Source organism: Pseudothauera hydrothermalis (genome assembly GCF_003345255.1).
GTDB lineage: Bacteria > Pseudomonadota > Gammaproteobacteria > Burkholderiales > Rhodocyclaceae > Pseudothauera > Pseudothauera hydrothermalis.
Genome location: NZ_CP029331.1, coordinates 2657296 through 2676840, shown reverse-complemented (window position 1 = coordinate 2676840; position 19545 = coordinate 2657296). Strand labels below are relative to the sequence as shown.

The 19545-nt window shown below is 64.0% G+C and carries 16 protein-coding genes; 12 read left to right on the top strand and 4 right to left on the bottom strand.

Annotated elements, in window-relative coordinates:
• Window positions 1–63 precede the first annotated feature (63 nt).
• On the top strand, window positions 64–987 hold the full coding sequence (locus tag DIE29_RS12770) for a serine hydrolase (protein ID WP_114650079.1): 924 nt from the start codon (window positions 64–66) through the stop codon (window positions 985–987).
• Between the two features lie 32 nt (window positions 988–1019).
• On the opposite strand, the gene DIE29_RS12765 is transcribed toward DIE29_RS12770, so the two are convergent.
• Window positions 1020–1742: an IclR family transcriptional regulator gene (locus DIE29_RS12765; RefSeq protein ID WP_102042695.1), complete on the bottom strand. Its 723-nt coding sequence runs from the start codon at window positions 1740–1742 to the stop codon at window positions 1020–1022.
• Window positions 1743–2113: 371 nt separating this feature from the next.
• Between DIE29_RS12765 and DIE29_RS12760 the strand changes: the two genes are divergently transcribed.
• The 8 genes from DIE29_RS12760 (at window position 2114) to DIE29_RS12725 (ending at window position 10428) form a co-directional block, all read left to right on the top strand.
• Window positions 2114–4978, top strand: coding sequence for a monovalent cation/H+ antiporter subunit A (locus DIE29_RS12760; RefSeq protein ID WP_114650078.1), 2865 nt, complete (start codon window positions 2114–2116; stop codon window positions 4976–4978).
• Window positions 4978–5394 (top strand): Na+/H+ antiporter subunit C, encoded by a 417-nt coding sequence (locus DIE29_RS12755; RefSeq protein ID WP_114650077.1) that lies wholly within the window; start codon window positions 4978–4980, stop codon window positions 5392–5394. The genes DIE29_RS12760 and DIE29_RS12755 overlap by 1 nt, the downstream gene beginning before the upstream one ends.
• The gene (locus DIE29_RS12750) at window positions 5391–6914 is read left to right on the top strand and encodes a monovalent cation/H+ antiporter subunit D (protein WP_114650076.1); all 1524 of its coding nucleotides are present in this window, start codon (window positions 5391–5393) and stop codon (window positions 6912–6914) included. Before DIE29_RS12755 ends, DIE29_RS12750 begins: the two co-directional genes overlap by 4 nt.
• Window positions 6914–7447, top strand: a complete 534-nt coding sequence (locus DIE29_RS12745; RefSeq protein WP_114650075.1) for a Na+/H+ antiporter subunit E — start codon at window positions 6914–6916, stop codon at window positions 7445–7447. The genes DIE29_RS12750 and DIE29_RS12745 overlap by 1 nt, the downstream gene beginning before the upstream one ends.
• Window positions 7444–7713: a K+/H+ antiporter subunit F gene (locus DIE29_RS12740; protein ID WP_108080755.1), complete on the top strand. Its 270-nt coding sequence runs from the start codon at window positions 7444–7446 to the stop codon at window positions 7711–7713. The genes DIE29_RS12745 and DIE29_RS12740 overlap by 4 nt, the downstream gene beginning before the upstream one ends.
• 7 nt (window positions 7714–7720) lie before the next feature.
• Window positions 7721–8122 carry a Na+/H+ antiporter subunit G gene (locus DIE29_RS12735; protein WP_102042689.1) on the top strand — a complete coding sequence of 134 codons (402 nt, stop codon included), beginning with the start codon at window positions 7721–7723 and terminating at the stop codon, window positions 8120–8122.
• Between the two features lie 228 nt (window positions 8123–8350).
• Window positions 8351–9076 (top strand): pseudouridine synthase, encoded by a 726-nt coding sequence (locus tag DIE29_RS12730; protein ID WP_237269458.1) that lies wholly within the window; start codon window positions 8351–8353, stop codon window positions 9074–9076.
• A complete protein-coding gene (locus tag DIE29_RS12725) occupies window positions 9076–10428 on the top strand; it encodes an AmpG family muropeptide MFS transporter (RefSeq protein WP_114650074.1) in 1353 nt (450 codons plus the stop codon). The genes DIE29_RS12730 and DIE29_RS12725 overlap by 1 nt, the downstream gene beginning before the upstream one ends.
• On the opposite strand, the gene DIE29_RS12720 is transcribed toward DIE29_RS12725, so the two are convergent.
• From DIE29_RS12720 to DIE29_RS12710, 3 genes are all read right to left on the bottom strand, one after another.
• A complete protein-coding gene (locus tag DIE29_RS12720; protein WP_102042687.1) occupies window positions 10411–11208 on the bottom strand; it encodes an undecaprenyl-diphosphate phosphatase in 798 nt (265 codons plus the stop codon). The two genes, DIE29_RS12725 and DIE29_RS12720, sit on opposite strands and share 18 nt — an antisense overlap.
• A gap of 234 nt (window positions 11209–11442) precedes the next feature.
• A complete protein-coding gene (locus DIE29_RS12715; RefSeq protein WP_102042686.1) occupies window positions 11443–11643 on the bottom strand; it encodes a hypothetical protein in 201 nt (66 codons plus the stop codon).
• 240 nt (window positions 11644–11883) lie between these two features.
• On the bottom strand, window positions 11884–13605 hold the full coding sequence (locus DIE29_RS12710) for a glutamine--tRNA ligase/YqeY domain fusion protein (RefSeq protein WP_114650337.1): 1722 nt from the start codon (window positions 13603–13605) through the stop codon (window positions 11884–11886).
• Window positions 13606–13724: 119 nt separating this feature from the next.
• Between DIE29_RS12710 and DIE29_RS12705 the strand changes: the two genes are divergently transcribed.
• Genes DIE29_RS12705 through hrpA form a run of 3 tightly spaced genes read left to right on the top strand, consistent with a single transcriptional unit; the run spans window position 13725 to window position 19445 of the window.
• Window positions 13725–14900 carry a mechanosensitive ion channel family protein gene (locus DIE29_RS12705; RefSeq protein ID WP_205409739.1) on the top strand — a complete coding sequence of 392 codons (1176 nt, stop codon included), beginning with the start codon at window positions 13725–13727 and terminating at the stop codon, window positions 14898–14900.
• 12 nt (window positions 14901–14912) lie between these two features.
• Window positions 14913–15299, top strand: a complete 387-nt coding sequence (gene crcB, locus DIE29_RS12700) for a fluoride efflux transporter CrcB (protein WP_114650335.1) — start codon at window positions 14913–14915, stop codon at window positions 15297–15299.
• A gap of 24 nt (window positions 15300–15323) precedes the next feature.
• Window positions 15324–19445: an ATP-dependent RNA helicase HrpA gene (gene hrpA, locus DIE29_RS12695; protein ID WP_205409738.1), complete on the top strand. Its 4122-nt coding sequence runs from the start codon at window positions 15324–15326 to the stop codon at window positions 19443–19445.
• Window positions 19446–19545 lie beyond the last annotated feature (100 nt).

Sequence of the window (19545 nt, the reverse complement as noted above, 5' to 3'; positions counted from 1 at the left end):
ACACTTGATATCTGTTTCTTTTTATTAAGAATACTAGGGTGTGCCTGCCGCCTGGGACTGGTCATGCGCCATCAAACTTCATCAACCGCGTTTTTTTTCTTCGTCGTCTTGCTGTCGGTCTGGGTATCGTGGATCCCGCCAGCCGAGGCCAGGCAGAACGGTAAAGTCTCCGCCGCGCCCCATACATCGGCACACGCCCAAGACATCGGCAGCCTCGGGTTGCATTCGGGTGCTTTCGTGGTGGCGCATCAGCTCACCGGGGAGATTCTCGCCGAGCGCGACGGGGCGTCGGTGTTGCCGATTGCCTCGATCACCAAGCTGATGACGGCCATGGTGGTGCTCGATGCCGGGTTGCCCTTGTCAGAGGTTTTGACGGTGAGCAACGCGGATATCGACACCCTCAAGGGGACCGGTTCGCGTCTGCCCATTGGTGCCCGTCTGAGCCGCGAGCAGATGCTCTTGCTGGCTTTGATGTCTTCGGAAAACCGTGCTGCATCGGCCTTGGCCCGCCATTATCCCGGTGGCGAGCCGGCTTTCATTCAGGCGATGAACGTCAAAGCGCGCATGATCGGTCTCAAGGACACCCGGTTCTACGACAGCACCGGGCTGAATCCGCGCAATGTCTCCAGTCCGCGCGATCTGGTCAAACTGGCCGCAGCTGCCGCCGAATATCCGCTGATCCGTGAGTTCACCACGTCGGACGAGCGCCAGGTGCGCGTTGGCGGCAAGGTGCTGCAGTACCGCAACAGCAACAGCCTGGTGCGCGACCCAAGTTGGGAGATCGGCCTGTCCAAGACCGGTTTCATCCGTGAAGCCGGGCGTTGCGTGGTGATGCAAACCCGGCTCAAGGGCGAGCCGGTGATCATCGTGCTGATGAACGCCAGCAGCCGCTGGGCGCGCGACGACGACGCCAAGCGGCTGCGCGAATGGTTGCAAACCGCAGGGCTGCAACGTCTGGCGCTGGCCGCCGGCCGGCGCGAAGGTTGAATCGGTCGCACGCCAGGTTGGCAGCCGCGCGTTCAGCGTTCTACATAGCCCAATGCGCGCGAAATGTCGTCGGCGGTCTGGCGTACCAGCGGCGCCCAATCCGGGTTGAAGCGTTCGGACGGTGTCGACAAGGACAGACCGGCGACCAGTTCGCCGCTATCGTCGCGAATGCCGGCGGCAATGCAGCGCACGCCGGTTTCCACTTCATCGAGGTCAAACGCCACCTGATGGCGGCGGACCTTGTCCAGCTCCTTCTCCAGCGCCTGCAGCGTGGTGATCGAGCTGGGCGTGGAAGCAGGCAGGCCGGTGCGGCGCGCGTAGTCGCGCACCCGCTCGGCGCCATCTTCCGCCAGAAAGAGTTTGCCGGTGGCTGTGGTGTGCAAGGGCGCGCGGGCGCCGACGATATGCACCACCCGCACCGCCGAGCGGCCGCTGGAGGTGCGTTCTACGTAAACGATTTCATCGCCGTCGCGGATGCCGAGGTTCACGCTTTCGCCGGTGGCCGCGTGCAGCTTGAGCATCGAGGGCATGGCGGTTTCGCGCAGCGAAATGCGCGATTTGACCAGGCTGCCCAACTCCAGCAGGCGGATGCCAAGCCGATAGACGCCCGGCTCGGTACGTTCGACAAAGCCGCTCTGGCTCATCGCCCCGAGAATGCGATGGGCGGTGGAAGGGTGTAGACCGGTGTCCAGCGCCAGTTGCTTGAGCGGCGCTGGATCGGGGTGGCGGGCCAGTGCGTCGAGCAGTTTCATCATCCGCTCGATGACCTGAATGGGGTTTTTGGCCTCCGGCGTCGCGGTGGCCGGCGTTGTTGTTTTATTGGGTGACACGTCGATCCTGCGGGTTTTCCAGAATGCGGCAATGTTAGCCGGCCGGCTTGATTTCGCCTAGTGAAACGATGCCATGGGTTCGCCGGGGCGAAAGCATGTCATCGGGCTCAGACGGCGCCTGACGCGAAGTGGATGCAGCCGGGATCGATACCGTTCGATGCCGAATCCGATGGTGCGCATCCTTTGCCGCCGATATACTTTGCCGCAATAGGGTCTGCCGCAGTTCGTGCCCGAACTTCCCATGGCCGGGGTAGTCTGCCCGGCCGTTTTTACGCACGTGTTATCGGGTTTTGTCGATGAGTCTTGCCCTGATCGTCATGCTGCCCTTCATCGGCGCGATGTTGCCGGCGCTGATGATCCGCGCCGGCCGCAATGCCTGCGCACTGGCCACCGGTTTCATCACCCTGCTGGCCTTTGCGCTATTGATGGTCCACGCCCCGGCGGTGGTACTGCGCGGCGAGGTGGTTCAGGCGCAGTGGCATTGGCTGCCGGCGCTGGGGCTGAACGCCAACTTTTTCCTCGACGGTTTGGGCTTTCTGTTTGCCACGCTGATCCTTGGCATCGGCCTTCTGATCATCACCTACGCCCGCTTCTACCTGGCCAAAGAAGACCCGATGGGCAGCTTCTACAGCTACCTGCTGCTCTTCCAGGGCGCCATGGTGGGCATCGTGCTCTCGGACAACATCCTGCTGCTGCTGGTGTTCTGGGAACTCACCAGCCTGTCGTCCTTTCTGCTGATCGGCTACTGGAAGCATTTGCCGGAAGGCCGCCAGGGCGCACGCATGGCGCTTGCGGTGACCGGCGCCGGCGGGTTGGCAATGATCGCCGGCATGCTGATCCTGGGTCAGATCGCGGGCTCTTACGACCTGTCGGTGATCCTGCAGCACGGCGAGGCGATTCGGGCATCGGATCTGTACCTGCCGGCGTTGCTGCTGATTCTCGCCGGCTGCTTTACCAAAAGTGCGCAGTTTCCTTTCCACTTCTGGCTGCCGCACGCGATGGCCGCGCCCACTCCGGTGTCGGCTTATCTGCACTCGGCCACCATGGTGAAGGCGGGGCTTTTTCTGATGGCGCGGCTGTGGCCGGTGTTGGCCGGCACCGAGGCGTGGTTCTACCTGGTGGCGACGACCGGTCTGGCGACCATGGTGATCGGCGCCTTCATCGCGCTCTTCAAGGACGACCTCAAGGGCCTGCTGGCCTTCTCCACGGTCAGTCACCTGGGGCTGGTGACCATGCTGCTGGGCTTCGCAACACCGATGGCGGCGGTGACCGGGGTGTTCCACATCATCAACCACGCCACCTTCAAGGCCGCGCTGTTCATGAACGCCGGCATCGTGGATCACGAGACCGGCACCCGCGACATCAGGCGCCTGGGCGGGTTGGCCTTGCTGATGCCGATCTCTGCCACCCTGGGCACCCTGGCCGCGGCCTCGATGGCCGGCTTGCCGCTACTCAACGGCTTTCTCTCCAAGGAGATGATGCTGCACGAGGCCGCGCACACCGCCTGGGCCGGGCAGGGTTGGCCGGTGCCGCTGCTGGCCACGGTCGGTGCGCTGTTCTCGGTGGCCTATTCCTTCCGCTACATCCTGCAGGTGTATTTCGGCCGCCGCCGCAACGACTATCCGCATCCGCCGCATGACCCGCCGGCCGGCATGTGGTTGCCGCCCGCGCTGTTGGTGGTGCTGGTGGTGCTGATCGGTTTGTTCCCGGAAACCCTGGCCGGCACTCTGGTGCGCGCCACCGCCGCCGCGGTGATCGGCGCTCCGGTGCCGGACTTCCATCTGTCGATCTGGCACGGCTTCACCCCGGCGCTCGGCATGTCGGCGGTGGCGGTGGCGGTCGGCTTGCTGCTCATCCTGTCCTATCCGCGGGTGCGCGCGCTGTGGCAGGCTGGCCCGCATCCGCAGGCCAAGGCGATCTTCGATGCCGCCTTGCAGCGTGCGCTGGCGCTGGCCGAACGGCTCATCGATGGTCTGCACAACGGCTCGCAGCAGCGCTACCTGGCTTTCATCCTCACGGCCATGGTGCTGGCCGCCTTTGCCGCCTTCCTTGGCGCGCCGCACGCGGCCGGCACGCGCGCGCCGCTGCCGGTGCCGCCGGTCGCGGTGGTGGCCTGGGTGTTGCTGCTTGCCGGCTGTATGCTCACCGTGGTGTTTTTCCGCAAGCGTCTGCTATCGGTGCTGGTGGTGGGTACCGTGGGTCTGATCGTGTGCGTGGCTTTCATTTACCTGTCCGCTCCCGACCTGGCGCTCACACAGATCTCGGTGGAGGTCACTACGGTTATCCTGATCCTGCTCGCTCTTTACTTCTTGCCCAAGGAAAGCCCGGTGACCAGTACGGTGCGCGCGCAGCCGCTGCGCCATCTGCGCGACGCGGTGCTGGCGCTGGTGGCCGGCGGCGGCATGGCGGCGGCGAGCTGGGCGATGATGACCCGTGACGGCAGCTCGCTGTCCACCTACTACCTGGAGAATGCGGTCAGCGGCGGGGGCGGCACCAACGTGGTCAACGTGATCCTGGTGGATTTTCGCGGCTTCGACACCTTCGGCGAGATCATCGTGCTCGGCATCGCCGCGCTGGCCATTTACGCTCTGCTGGACGGTGCGCTACATGGCCGCGTTGCGCGTCGGCTGAGCGCGTGGACGCCGGACCTGCCGGTCTCGGTGGACCGCCACCCGATGATCATGGTGGTCGCCACCCGGGTCATGCTGCCGCTCGCCCTGCTGGTCGGCGCCTATATCTTTTTGCGCGGCCACAACCAACCCGGCGGCGGCTTCATCGCCGCGCTGGTGGTGTCGATCGCGCTGATCATGCAGTACATGGCCAGTGGCTTCGGCTGGGCCGCGCAGCGGGTCAAGGTGAAGTACCACGCGATGATAGGCGGCGGCGTGTTGGTGGCGGCCGCCACCGGCACCGCGGCCATGGTGATGGACCGTCCCTTCCTGACCTCGGCCTTCGCCCATGTGCATCTGCCGGTGGTCGGCGAGTTCGAACTGGCCAGCGCGATGGCCTTCGACACCGGTGTTTTTCTCACCGTGGTCGGCGCGGTGATGCTGGCGCTGGCCAATCTGTCGCGCATGGGGCGGTGGACCGCGCACCGCCCGATCAACAAGACGGCGATGGATGTCGATCCGAGCGCCGTGCCGAACGGGGAGTCGCACTGATGGAGTTCCTCATCGCCACTGCGATCGGCGCCATGACCGCTGCCGGCATTTACCTGGTGCTGCGCGCGCGCAGTTTCCCGGTGATCATCGGCCTGTCGCTGCTCACCTATGCCACCAATCTGTTTCTGTTCGCCACCGGCCGCTTGGCGGTGAATCGGCCGCCGGTGATTAGCCCCGGATCGTCGGCCTATGTCGATCCGTTGCCGCAAGCGCTGGTGCTGACCGCGATCGTGATTTCCTTCGGTATGACCGCATTGGTCGTGGTGATGGCCTTGCGCGCCTATTTCGAAACCGGGAACGACCATGTCGACCTGCCTGGGGAGTCCTCGCCCGAGGCACGCGCGGACGACTGGAAGCTGCTCGGCCGCAAACAGGGTGGGGCGGTACGTCCCGATACCGTCGAGGAGAGCGAATGAACCACTGGCTCATTCTCCCCATCTTGCTGCCGGCGGTGTGTGGGGCAGTGCTGGTGATTGCCGCCCGCCATGACCGTCTGCTTTCCCGGGTGTTTGCGGTGGCTTCCTGCGTGCTGCTGCTGGTCCTTGCCGTAGCGTTGCTGGCGATGGCTGGCGACGGCAGCATCCGCGTGTATGCGCTGGGCGACTGGGTGGCGCCCTTTGGCATCGTGCTGGTGCTCGACCGCCTCTCCGCGCTGATGCTGGTGCTCACCGCCGCACTCGGCCTGGGCGTGCTGCTGTACGCGATCGGCGGCTGGGACGAGCGCGGCAAGCACTTCCATCCGCTCTTCCAGTTCCAGTTGATGGGCCTGAACGGTGCGTTTCTCACCGGCGACTTCTTCAACCTGTTCGTGTTTTTCGAGATCCTGCTGATTGCCTCTTATGGCCTGATGGTCCATGGCGGTGGCGGCTTGCGGGTCAAAGCCGGCGTGCAGTATGTGGTCACCAACCTGGTCGGATCTTCGCTGTTTTTGATCGCGGTCGGGTTGATCTACAGCGTCACCGGCACGCTCAACATGGCCGACCTGGCGCTCAAAGTGCCGCAGGTGCCGGCTGCCGACCAGGCGCTGCTGCAGACCGGTGCGGTGCTGCTGCTGCTTGTGTTCGGCCTCAAGGCTGCCGTGGTGCCACTGCATTTCTGGCTGCCCGGCACCTATGCCAATGCGCCCGGTCCGGTGGCGGCGCTGTTTGCCATCATGACCAAGGTCGGCGCCTATGCCATCGTCCGTCTGTATGTGCTGGCCTTCGGCGAGCAGGCCGGCCAGGCGGCATGGATTGCCGCGCCCTGGCTGCTGCCGGCGGGTCTGCTGACCCTGGTGCTGGGCATGGGCGGAGTGTTTGCCGCGCGCAGCCTGGGGCAGATGGCCAGCTTCGCGGTGATCGGCTCCATGGGCATGCTGCTTGCCACCGTGGCGGTGTTTACCCCGCAGGCGCTCAGCGCCGCGCTGTTCTACCTAGTGCATTCCACTTTTGCCGCCGCAGCGTTGTTTCTGATCGCCGACCTGGTTGCCGAGCGCCGTGGCGTGCCGCGTGACCGGCTGGTGCCGGCCCCGCGCTTCGCTCAGGGAACGCTGATTGCCGGCCTGTTCTTCGCCGCGGTCATCGCGGTGGTCGGCATGCCGCCGCTATCGGGCTTTCTGGGCAAGCTGCTGGTACTCGATGCGGTGCGCGCACATCCGCAGGCGGTGTGGTTCTGGACGCTGATTCTGGCTACCTCGCTGCTTGCCATCCTGGGTTTTGCGCGGGCCGGCAGCCTGCTGTTCTGGAAGAGTCATGCCTTCCCGGCGCCTGTGTCTTCGAGCCGGCGGCCGGCGCCAGCGTTGCCAATCGTGGCGGTGGGTGCCTTGCTGGCGGTGCTGGTGGCGCTGACTGCGGCGGCTGGGCCGGTCCATGGGTGGCTGGAACAGGCGTCGGAGCAGGTCTTTGCGCCAGCCGGCTATATTGACGCGGTGCTGGGCGCGGCAGAAGGAGGACAGTGATGGCCGACAGGTCCGACAACGACGGGCGCAGTTTCATGAGTTTCATGCAGCGCTGGCTGCCGCATCCCCTGCTGACCGTGGTGCTAATTGCGCTGTGGATGCTGTTGCTCAACAGCTTCAGTATTGGCGGCTTGTTGATGGGCAGCCTGCTCGGGGTGGTGATCCCGGTGATGACCCGCAACTTCTGGCCGGAGCGTCCGCCGGTGAAGGCTTACGGTAAGGCACTCGCCTATATGGCGGTAGTGGCCTGGGATGTGGTGGTGGCCAACTTGCAGGTTGCCCGTCTGATCCTGTTCCGGCGTGCCGACCAACTGCATGTGCGCTGGGTGACCGTGCCGCTGGAACTGCGCTCGCCTGAGGCGATTACCGTGCTGGCCGGCACTATCACCATGACGCCCGGCACGGTGTCCTGCGACCTTTCGGCCGACGGCCGCAGTCTGCTGGTGCATTGTCTGGACGCGCCGGATGCCGAAGAAGCGGTACGGCAGATGAAAGCGCGCTATGAAGCCCGCTTGATGGAGATTTTCCCGTGATCGAACAGGCTCTCAATTTTGGCTATTTCGCGGTGTCGCTGGCGGTGCTGCTCAACCTGTGGCGCTTGTTGCGCGGCCCTACGCTGATGGACCGTGTGCTGGCGGTCGATACCATGGTGATCAACATCATTGCATTGATCATTCTGTACGGCATCGCACAGCGCACCACGATTTTTTTCGAGGCGGCGCTGCTTTTTGCCATGTTCGGTTTCATCTCCACCGTGGCCTACTGCCGCTTCATCCTGCGCGGCGATGTGATCGAGTGAGACGACGATGAATTTCCTGCTCGAACTTTTGGTGTCGGTGCTGATCGTGCTCGGCGGCATCTTTACCTTGATCGGTTCGATCGGCCTGGTCAAACTGCCGGAACTGCTCACTCGGCTGCATGCGCCCACCAAGGCCACCACGCTGGGTGTGGGCGGTGCGTTGGCGGCCTCCATGCTGTTTTTTTTGGGTATCGAGGGCACGTTGTCTATCCACGAGGTATTGATTAGCGTATTCCTCTTTCTGACCGCACCAATTTCCGCCCATTTCATTGCCAAGGCGCATTTGCACGAGCACCAGGCGCTGCGCGCCGAGCTGCCGCCCACTGGCCGGGCGCAAGGCTGGAGCACTTTCGATGGCCTGCCGGACAACGGGCGCGAGGAGCAAGCCGGGCAGGCGCCGCGAGTGTGATCCGTTCCGCGCAGCCAGTGCCGTTTCCGGGATAATGCTCGGCTTTGGTCCGAGCCCTTTGCTCCGGCCTTTTGTCAGCCCCGAGGTTTTTTGGTGAACGCTTCCCATAAAACGCCCCCCGCGCCGGCGCCGCGCCGTGTTGCCGGCACGCTTCGGCTACGCAGGTGTACGTCCGAACCGCCCAAGCAAACTGCGTCGCATGTCGACGATAGGCCAGAAGAAGCGCCGGTGCTGGTGCGGCTGTCCAAGGTCATGGCCGAGCGCGGGCTGTGTTCGCGACGCGAGGCCGACCAACTGATCGAGCGCGGTTGGGTGTTCGTAGAGGGGCGGCAGATCACCGAACTTGGCACCCGCATCGATCCGGCGGCGCGCATTACGCTGTCGCCCGCAGCGCGGCGCCAGCAGGCAGCGCGCCTGACCGTTTTGCTGCACAAACCGGTGGGCTATGTGTCCGGTCAGCCGGAGCCGGGCTACCCGCCGGCGGTGGCACTGATTACCGCCGACCGGCAGTTCGATCGCGGCATCGCACCGCCAGCCCCCGCGGGCCGGCTCAAGGGGTTGGCGCCGGCCGGGCGGCTGGATATCGACTCCACCGGTTTACTGGTGCTCACCCAGGATGGCCGGATCGCCCGCCAATTGATTGGCGATGACGCACAGGTCGACAAAGAATACCTGGTACGGGTAGAGGGCCGGCTGTCGGCCGAGGGTTTGGCCCTGCTCAACCACGGTCTGGAGTTGGACGGCCGCAAACTGCGTCCGGCCCAGGTCGAATGGGCCAACCCGGATCAGTTGCGTTTTGTACTGCGCGAAGGGCGCAAACGCCAGATCCGCCGTATGTGCGAACTGGTGGGCCTCAAGGTGGTCGGTTTGAAGCGGGTGCGCATCGGCCGGGTGCGCTTGGGCAATCTGCCGCTCGGACAGTGGCGCTACCTGCGTGCTGACGAGCGCTTCTGATGCGTGCCCGGCTGGCGGCGGCCTTCGCCACCTATCTGAATCGGCGCATGCTGACGCTGCTGGCACTGGGTTTTTCCAGTGGCTTGCCGGCGCCCTTGGTGTTTTCCAACCTGTCGATCTGGCTGCGCGACGAAGGTGTGAGCCGTACCGACATCGGCCTGTTTGCGCTGGCTGCCACCCCCTATGCGATCAACTTCCTGTGGGCACCGTTGATCGACCATCTGCGCCTGCCCTGGCTCACCGACCGCTTCGGGCGGCGGCGCGGCTGGGCGCTGGCCACGCAAATCGCGCTGATCGGCGCCATCCTGTGGATGTCTTATTCGGCGCCTGCCCAGCACCTGTGGATGATGGCAGTGGCCACGCTGTTGGTGACCACCGCCAGCGCCACCCAGGACATCGTGATCGACGCCTACCGCATCGAATCGCTTGCGCCCGAACAGTACGGCGCCGGTTCGGCGGTGGCGATCTGGGGCTGGCACTTGGGCGGCACACTGGTGGGCGGCGCCGGCGGGCTGCTGCTGGCCGGGCAGTTCGGCTGGCAGGCGTCCTACCAGATCCTTGCGCTGGCGGTGCTGGTCGGCGTGCTGGCCATTCTCGCCAGCCCCGAGCCGGTGCGCGCCGTCCCGCGCCGGGTGGCCGAGGAGGAGGCCGCGGTGCGCGCACGTCTGGCCGCCCGTCTGCCGGCAGGGGCGGCGGTGGCGGCCTGGCTGTATAACGCGGTGGTGGCGCCTTTTGCCGAGTTTGTGCGGCGCGATGGCTGGCTGCTGGTGTTGGTTTTCGTCTTCGTGTTCAAGTTCGGCGACGCCATGCTGGGGCGCATGTCCGGGGTGTTCTACCGCGAACTGGGCTTTTCGCTGGAGACCATTGCCGAGGTCTCCAAGGTGTATGGCTTTGCGGCGAACATGCTCGGGGTCTTCCTCGGCGGCGTGCTGGCGGCGCGTATCGGCGTGTTGCGCGCGCTGTTCGTCGCCGGTTTCCTGACCGCGGCGACCAATCTCACCTATTCGGCACTTGCCGTGGTCGGCCAGCAGAAGTGGATGCTCGCGCTGGCGGTGGTCTCTGACAGCTTCACCGGTGGGCTGGTGACCGTGGCGTTCGTGGCTTATTTGTCGGGGCTGTGCAACGTGGCCTATACCGCCACCCAGTATGCGCTGCTTGCCTCACTGGGTAACTTGTCGCGGATCTGGCTGTCGGCCTCGGCCGGTTACCTGGTCGACCGTCTGAACGGCGACTGGGCGGCGTTTTTCATCCTCACCGCTGGGCTGGCACTGCTGGGCTTGCCGTTGTTACTGGCGCTGATGCGGCGTTTCCCGTCGCATCTGGCCAGCGCATTTTCAAAGATAAAGCCATAGCAGCGCCGCACCGAGCAGCAGACGATAAACCACGAACGGCTGCATGCCGATGCGGTTGATGAAGGCCAGGAAATAGTGGATGCACAGATAGGCGCTGATGCCCGACAAAACCGCGCCCAGCCACAGCGCCCCCCAGTCCACCGGCTGAGTGCCGGTCAACAATTCGCTGGTTTCCAGACCACCGGCGAGCACGATCACCGGGATGGACAACAGAAAAGAAAACCGTGAAGCGCCTTGGCGGCTGAAGCCGGCCAGCAGCGCTGCGGTCATGGTGATGCCCGAGCGTGAGGTGCCGGGAAACAAGGCCAGCGCCTGGGCGCAGCCAATGAAGAGCACGTCCCGCCAGGTCATTTGGTATTCACTGCGGGTGCCGCGATGGCGCCAGTCCGCCCAGCTCAGCAACAGGCCAAAGGCGATCAAGCCAAAGGCCAGCACCACTGGCGAGCGCAGGTGGGTTTCGACGATGTCCTTGGCAGCCAAGCCGGCCAGACCCACCGGAATGGTGCCAAGTAGCACCGCCCAGGCCAGGCGGGCGTCGGCATCGAGCCGACGGTCGATCAGCGAGCGTATCCAGCTCCCCGCCATGCCGTAAAGATCGCGTCGGAAGTAGATCACCACTGCGGAAAGACTGCCGATGTGCAGCGCCACATCGAAGGCCAAACCCTGGTCCGGCCAGCCGGTCAGCGCGGGCACCAGGATCAGGTGTGCCGAGCTGGAAATGGGCAGAAACTCGGTGAGCCCCTGCAGCACCGAGAGAACGACGACATGCAGCCAGTCCATGGATTTTGGGTCAGTCCGTTGAGGTAGCGGTTAGCCCTATGCGGGCGCGGCGCAAAAAGCGCCCCGCATTCTCGCACAGACCGACGATGGTCGCGCTCAGGCCGCGCGAAGGCAGCGTGCGGTATTCGGCAAACCAAGACCTGAAGCGCGCCGGCCGGCAGATCGGAACCGGATTTCGGCCGCCTTTTTTTTGTATCCGAACGCTGGCGCGCCGCCTCACCGTGCGGTGACGGTTCAGGGGGCACGCTGTGCTGGCTTGAACTGCTCGGCGTGTGTCGGATCGATGCCGCTCACCTCAGTAAAACAGCCCGCCAGCGGGCATTCGCGCTCGGGCGGGCAGTGGTGCTCGTGGGCGCATTCTTGCTGGGTTTCGTCCAGCAAGACCATCTCATGCACTGTTGTGCAGGGCGCGATCGGCGAATCGAAGAAGCTCATGATCCCCTCCTGTTTGACCGAAATGGCCGGGAGTACGCAAATCGACGCGCGCCCGCGGCCAGGGCCTGTATTTCAGTCTAGAACCCGTCCGTGCCCGGTGCCGGGCGATTGCAGCGCGGTTTGATCTGGCGCAAATCGCTAGGGCGATGCATCGCGCGGCGCGTTGGCCCGGTCCCGGCCGGCAAAGAGATTGAACGGCGAGGCCGCGTGCCGCCGTCGGCGCCGATGGCCGGTCTGTCGCTATTTTTTCCAGGTGTCTTTGAGTGTGACCGTGCGGTTGAACACCGGCGCGCCGTCGCGCGAATCCACGCGGTCGACCACGAAATAGCCGTGGCGCTCGAACTGAAAGCGTGCTTCCGGCCGCGCGTGACCGAGCGATGGTTCCACCCAGGCGCGCAGGGTGCGCTTGGATTCGGGGTTGAGATCGTCCAGGAAGTCGCGTTCCTGCCCGTCGGGGTCGCCGTCGCGGCGTGCGCCGGGGTAGGGATGGGCGAACAGGCGGTCATAAAGCCGCACTTCCACTTGGCAGCCGTGCGCGGCTGAGACCCAATGCACGTTGCCCTTGACCTTGTAGTTGTCCGCCCCCGGGGTGCCGGACTTGGAGTCCGGCAGGTATTCGGCCAGTACCGCGGTGATGTTGCCGTTGGCGTCTTTTTGGCAGCCGGTGCAGCGGATGACAAAGCCGTAACGCAGACGCACCATGTTACCGGGGTAGAGGCGGTGGTAGCCCTTGACCGGTTCTTCCATGAAGTCTTCGCGTTCGATCCACAGCTCGCGGCTGAAAGGCAGGTCGCGCTTGCCCAGCTCCGGCTTGAGCGGGTGGTTGGGGGCCTGACAGCGCTCGCTTTGGCCTTCCGGGTAATTGGTGATGATGAGTTTCAACGGATCGAGCACCGCCACCCGGCGTTCGGCCACTTCGTTCAGATGCTCGCGCATGCATTCTTCCAAGACACCGATGTCGATCCACGAATCCGCCTTGGACACTCCGATGCGCTCGGCAAAGCGGCGGAAACCTTCCGGCGTGTAGCCGCGGCGGCGCGCACCGATCAAGGTGGGCAGGCGGGGGTCGTCCCAGCCGGCCACATGACCTTCGTCGACCAGTTGAATCAGCTTGCGCTTGGAAAGCACCACATAGGTGAGGTTCAGCCGCGCGAACTCGATTTGCTGCGGCAGCGGACGAGGGAAAAAACCGCCTTCGGCCAGTGCATCCAGCAGCCAATCGTAGAAGGGGCGCTGGTCTTCGAATTCCAGCGTGCAGATCGAGTGGGTGATGCGCTCGATGGCGTCTTCGATCGGGTGCGCGAAGGTGTACATCGGATACACGCACCACTTGTTGCCGGCGCGGTGATGCACCGCCTTGCGAATGCGGTAAATGACCGGGTCGCGCAGGTTGATGTTGGGGCTGGCCATGTCGATTTTGGCGCGCAGCACATGCGCGCCGTCGGCAAACTCGCCGTCGCGCATGCGGCGGAAAAGGTCGAGGTTTTCTTCTACGCTGCGGTCACGGTAGGGGCTGTTTTGGCCCGGTTCGGTGAGCGTGCCGCGCAAGGCGCGTATCTGTTCGGCCGACAGTGAATCCACATAGGCTTTGCCGACGCGGATCAGGTATTCGGCGCATTCGTACATGCGGTCGAAGTAATCCGAGGCGAAGTACAGGTGCGTTCCCCAGTCGAAACCCAGCCAGCGAACCGCCTCGATGATGGCGTCGACATACTCCTGCTCTTCCTTTTCCGGATTGGTGTCGTCGAAACGCAGGTGACAGGCGCCGCCGTACTGTTCGGCCAGACCGAAGTTCAGGCAGATCGATTTGGCATGACCATAGTGCAAATAGCCGTTGGGTTCGGGCGGAAAGCGGGTTTCCACGCGGCCGCTCCATTTGCCGCTGCGATTGTCCTCTTCGATGATGTTGCGAATGAAATTGCTCGCGACAGGCGCGCTGTCTTTGGGAGTGTGGTGGCTCATGGATGTCAGTTCGGACTGGGAGGCGCCGGCGACCGATGCCAGCGTAAAAACGCGCGCCATTGTAGCCGATGCGCGGGTGCGATCGACGGCGTGCGGCCAGGCTCGGGTAGAATTCGGCCATGCGCAATGCGCCCGACGATGGCAAGTTTTCGATGGACGACACCCCTGTAGATAAGCTTCTGGCTGAAATCACTGGCGGCGACGCCACCTTGATGTTGATTGCCCAGGTTTTTTTGGTGGTTTTGGCGGTAGTGGTGGCGAATTTCTTTTTGCGCCGCACCCTGGCCCGGCTGGAGGCGCGCGCGCTGCAGACGTCCACGCCCTGGGACGATGCGCTGATCACCGCGGCACGGCGCCCATTGACCTGGCTGGCCTGGATCGTCGGGGTCGCGTTTGCGGCACAGATCGTGCAAGCCGAAACCGATACCGCAATTTTCCAGGCAGTTGTGCCTGCGCGTACCGTGGGGGTGATCGGCTGCATTACCTGGTTTTTGTTGCAGTTCATCCGCAATGTGCAAGATGGCGTGATGCGCCAGCGCTTGGCTCGCGGAGAATCGCTCGATCGCACCACGGTGGATGCGGTCGGCAAACTGCTGCGGGTTTCGGTGCTGATTACCGCGGTGCTGGTCGGGTTGCAGAGCCTGGGGTTTTCGGTTTCCGGGGTACTCGCCTTTGGCGGCATCGGCGGCATCGCGGTGGGTTTTGCGGCCCGTGATCTGCTGGCCAATTTCTTCGGCGGTCTGATGGTATATCTGGACCGCCCTTTCGTGGTCGGCGACTGGATACGTTCGCCCGACAAGCAGATCGAGGGCACGGTGGAAGAAATCGGCTGGCGCTTGACCCGCATCCGCACTTTTGACAAGCGTCCGCTTTATGTACCGAATTCGATCTTTACTCAAATCACCGTGGAAAATCCTTCACGCATGACCAACCGCCGCATCTACGAAACCGTGGGCGTGCGATACGACGACATTGACCGGGTGGCCGATATCGTCGCCGACATCAAGGCCATGCTGCGCGCGCATCCGGAAATCGACCAGGAGCAGACCCTGATCGTGAACTTCAACCAGTTCGGCGCCTCCTCGCTCGATATCATGGTCTATACCTTCACCCGCACCACCGCCTGGGTGGCCTTTCATGAGATCAAGCAGGATGTGATGTTGAAAATCGCCGAAATCATCGCTCGCCATGGCGCGGAAATCGCCTTCCCGACGCGTACCGTGCACTTTCCGGACGGCGTGCGGCTGACGACGGGCGCACAGACTGAGCTTGCCGCGCAAGGCGCTAAAAGCTAGCGCCCAATGCTCATGCCAACCGCTTCTGCTTTTTTAGCCGTGGGTTTGGGCGCAGCCTGCGGCGCCTGGCTGCGCTGGGGACTGGGGGTGCTGCTCAATCCGGTTTTGCCGCTGCTGCCGCTGGGGACGCTCACCGCCAATTGGGTCGGTGGCTTGCTGATGGGCTGCGTCTTGGCGCTGTTGCAAATTTGGTCGGGTGTTAGCCCTGCGCTCAAACTGTTTTTAACCACGGGCTTACTCGGCGGGCTGACTACTTTTTCCACTTTTTCCGCTGAAGCCTTCCATCTTGCCCAGCGCGGTGAGTGGGGCTGGTTGGCCGGTCATATGCTGCTGCATGTGGCCGGCACCCTGCTGATGACCTGGGCAGGGTACGCTTTGATCCATGCGTTGCGCGCCTGAAAGGGTGCCGCGCCGTTTTTATCGATGTCTTCCAGAACTTCCCGTTTTGCCGGGCAACAGCCCCTCGTTCCGAACGCCTTTGCAGACTGCCTGAGCGCCGACCAAGGACGGCTGATCGGCCTGGCCCGCGCCCTGGCGCGCGCCGGGGGCGAAAAACGAACCCGTTTGCAGGCGGAGTTCGATGCCCTGTTGGAGCGCTCACGCGCGGGCGTGGCAGCGCGCCGCGCGGCGCTGCCGGTGCCCGAGTTTCCCGCCGACTTGCCGGTCAATCAGCGTCGGCAGGATATTGGCGCGGCCATCGACGCCCATCAAGTGGTGATCGTGTGCGGCGAGACCGGCTCCGGCAAGACCACGCAACTGCCCAAAATCTGCCTGGCGCTGGGGCGGGGCGTGCGGGGTTTGATCGGTCATACCCAGCCGCGGCGTATTGCCGCGCGCAGCACCGCAGCACGCATCGCCCAGGAGCTCGACAGCGAACTCGGGCAGGCGGTGGGCTACAAAATCCGTTTCACCGACAGGCTGAGCGGCTCGTCCTACATCAAGCTGATGACCGACGGCATTTTGCTGGCAGAAACGCAGAGCGATCCGTGGCTGTCGGCCTACGACACGTTGATCATCGACGAGGCCCACGAGCGCAGTTTGAACATCGACTTTCTGCTCGGTTACCTGCGTACCCTGCTGCCGCGCCGTCCGGACCTGAAGGTGATCGTTACCTCGGCCACCCTGGATGCGGAGCGCTTCGCGCGTCACTTTGCCGACGCCACCGGTCAGCCGGCGCCGGTGATCGAAGTCTCCGGCCGTCTCTACCCGATCGAAATCCGCTATCGCCCGGTGACCGAGGACGATGCCGATGATGTCACCGTCAATACCGTAGCCGGTCGCGATGCCAAGAAACGCGATCTTTATGAGGCGCTGGTCGATGCGGTGGATGAGGCGCAGCGCTGCGGTCCTGGCGATGTGCTGGTGTTTTTGCCCGGCGAGCGCGAAATTCGTGAAGCCGCGCAAGCGCTACGCCATGCGCAGCATGCCGCCGGCACCGAGATTCTGCCGCTGTTCGCGCGCCAGTCGGCGCAGGAGCAAGCGCGGGTGTTTGCCCGCTCGCCAGGCCGTCGGGTGGTGCTGGCCACCAATGTGGCCGAAACGTCGCTCACCGTGCCCGGTATCCGCTATGTGATCGACACCGGCTTGGCACGGATCAAGCGTTACAGCTACCGCAACAAGGTCGAGCAGCTACAGATCGAGAAAATCGCCCAGTCGGCCGCGCGTCAGCGCGCCGGGCGTTGCGGCCGGGTGATGGATGGCATCTGTTTTCGCCTGTATGACGAAGAAGACTTCGCCCGCCGCCCGCCACATACCGACCCCGAAATTCTGCGGGCGTCGCTGGCCGGGGTGATCCTGCGCATGAAGGCGCTCGGGTTGGGGGCAGTCGAGGATTTTCCGTTCATCGATCCGCCTTCGCCGCGGATGATCGGCGACGGTTACCAATTGCTCATCGAACTTGGCGCGGTCACCGACGATGAGGCGCGCGAACTTACTGCGGTGGGGCGCGAGCTGGCTAAACTGCCGCTCGACCCCAAGGTCGGACGCATGATTCTTGCTGCACGCGAACGTGGTTGCCTGGCCGAGATGTTAGTGGTGGCCGCCGCGTTGTCGGTGCAGGATCCGCGCGAGCGGCCGCAGGACAGCCCTGGCGCAGCCGACCAGGCGCATGCGCGTTTTCGTGGCGGCGAACAGGATCAGCGCTCCGAGTTTCTGTGGTACATCCATCTGTGGCGCGCCTGGAGCGAGGTGCTGCGCCACCAAAGCAGCAGCAAGCAGAAGGACTGGTGCAAGAAACATTACCTGTCTTGGCTAAGGATGCGTGAATGGCGCGATGTACACGCTCAGCTTCAGGCTTTGTGCGCCGAGCATGGGTGGCTTTCGGCGCGCGAAGCGGATTGTTCGCCCGCCGACAGCACCGCCAGTCAGGCCGACGGCCAGATACGCCCGATCGCCTACGAAGCTTTGCACAAAGCCCTGCTTGCCGGTCTGCTTGGTCATATCGGCTGTCGTGTCGAGGACGCCTCCGGCCCGCAGGCCGGCAGCTACCAGGGCGCGCGCGGCATCCGCTTCTGGCCGCATCCGGGTTCGGCGCTGGCCAAAAAAGGTGGCAAGTGGGTCATGGCTGCCGAGCTGGTCGATACCACCCGTCTTTTTGCGCGCTGTCTGGCGCGTATCGAACCCGAATGGGTGGAAGAAGTCGGCGCCCACCTTTTGCGCCGCCATGTCTTTGAGCCGCACTGGTCCAAACGCAACGGCGCGGTGCGCGCCTGGGAGCGCGGCACGGTGCATGGCTTGGTGCTTTATGCGCGGCGCGGGGTGTCTTACCGCGACATCGACCCGGCGCTGTGCCGCGAACTGTTCATCCGTGAAGGGCTGGTGCAAGGCGAATTGCCCGACGAGGCAGTACGCGCGATGCCCTTTTTGCGCCATAACCTCAAATTGGTCGCCGAGATCGAGCGCCTGGAGCACAAAAGCCGTCGCCCGGACGTGCTGGTCGATGAGGCGCTGATCTACGCCTTCTACGATGCCAAGCTGCCGCCGGAGGCGGTGGATTTGGTCAGCTTCGAGTGCTGGCGTAAGCGCGCTGAACGGGCCGAACCGCGGCTGTTGTACCTGGAGCGCGAGCAACTGATGCGCCATGAAGCCGAGGGCATCACCACCGAGCGTTTCCCGGCCCACCTAGAAGTGCTCGGCCAGAAGCTCAAGCTCACCTATCTGCATGCGCCGGGCGAAGACGACGACGGTGTCACGCTGACCGTGCCACTGGCTATGCTCAACCAGATACCGGCAGCGCGTTGCGAATGGCTGGTGCCTGGTTTGTTGGAAGAAAAAGTCGCCGCACTGCTGCGCACCGTGCCGCAGAAGCATCGCCACCGCTTGCAGCCGATTGCACAGAGCGCAGCGGCTTTCATGGCGCAGGTCGAAGCTGGCGAAGTGGACGTCGAGCAGCCGTTGTTACCGGCCTTGCAGCACTTTGTCGAAGAACGGGTGGCGCTCAAATTGCCGGCCGAGAGCTTCCGCGTTGAAAACCTCCCGCCACACTGTTTCATGAACTTTCGTCTGGTCGACGAACACGGGCGGGTGCTGGGGCAGTCACGCAACCTAGCTGAATTGCGCGCCGCATTCCGCGAGCAAGTCGCCAACCAGTTTCGCGCCGCGCGCATCCAGGGGGTAGGTACTGCGGCTGATGCGCCCAATGCGGCAAAATCTTCGCCGCCGGTGGGGCAGAACCCCGCAGCGCCTGAGCGCGGACTGAGCGGTCTGACCGCATGGACTTTCGGGGCGCTCCCCGAATTGCTCGAAGTGCGCATCGCAGGCCGCGAAATCATTGGCTTTCCCGCCCTGCATGACGACGGTGACAGCGTCTCGCTACGCCCCTACGACACCCCGGAGGAGGCTGCGCGTATTCATCGCGACGGCCTGGTGCGTTTGTTTGCGCTCAATCTCAAGGATCAGGTGCGGGCCATCGAAAAACTGCCGGGCATCCGTGAGCTGGCCTTGCAAATGATGAGCTTTGGCTCGGAGGCCGAGCTTAAAGCGCGCCTGATCGTGGCCACGCTGCGCCGCTGCTGCCTGCTCGAACCGCTACCCACCGATGCCGAATCGTTCGCCCAACGTTGCGCCGAGGCCAAGCCGCGCATCACTTTGGTTGCCCAGGAATTGATGCGTTTGGCGGGCCAACTGGCGGCCGACCACCAGACGCTGCAAAAACGCCTTGCCGGGCTGAAAGCCTTTCCCGAGGCGGTAGCGGACGTTCAAGCGCAACTCGCCGCCTTGTTGCCCAAAGACTTTTTGCTGGCCTATCCGTGGGAGCGGCTTGCCCATTTTCCCCGCTACCTCAAAGCCGTCTCCAGCCGGTTGGACAAGTTGCGCAACAATCCTGCGCGGGATGCGCAATTGCTTGCCGAATGGCGTGCGCTCGCCCAGCAGTGGGAGCGCGAGCGCAATGCCAAACGGCGTGCTGGCGTGGATGATCCGCAGATCGAGGCGTTCCGCTGGCTGCTGGAGGAATTGCGTGTCGGGCTGTTCGCCCAGGAACTGAAGACGCCGATGCCGGTTTCGATCAAACGTCTGCAGAAAATCTGGGATGCCCGAGCGCGTTGAGCGTCAGGGATGGCTTTACATTCTCCGCTTTGATTGGGTCGGGAAATTTGGTAGCATCCTGGCCTTTTCCCTTGCTCCACCGGTTCTCGCATGCCGGGGA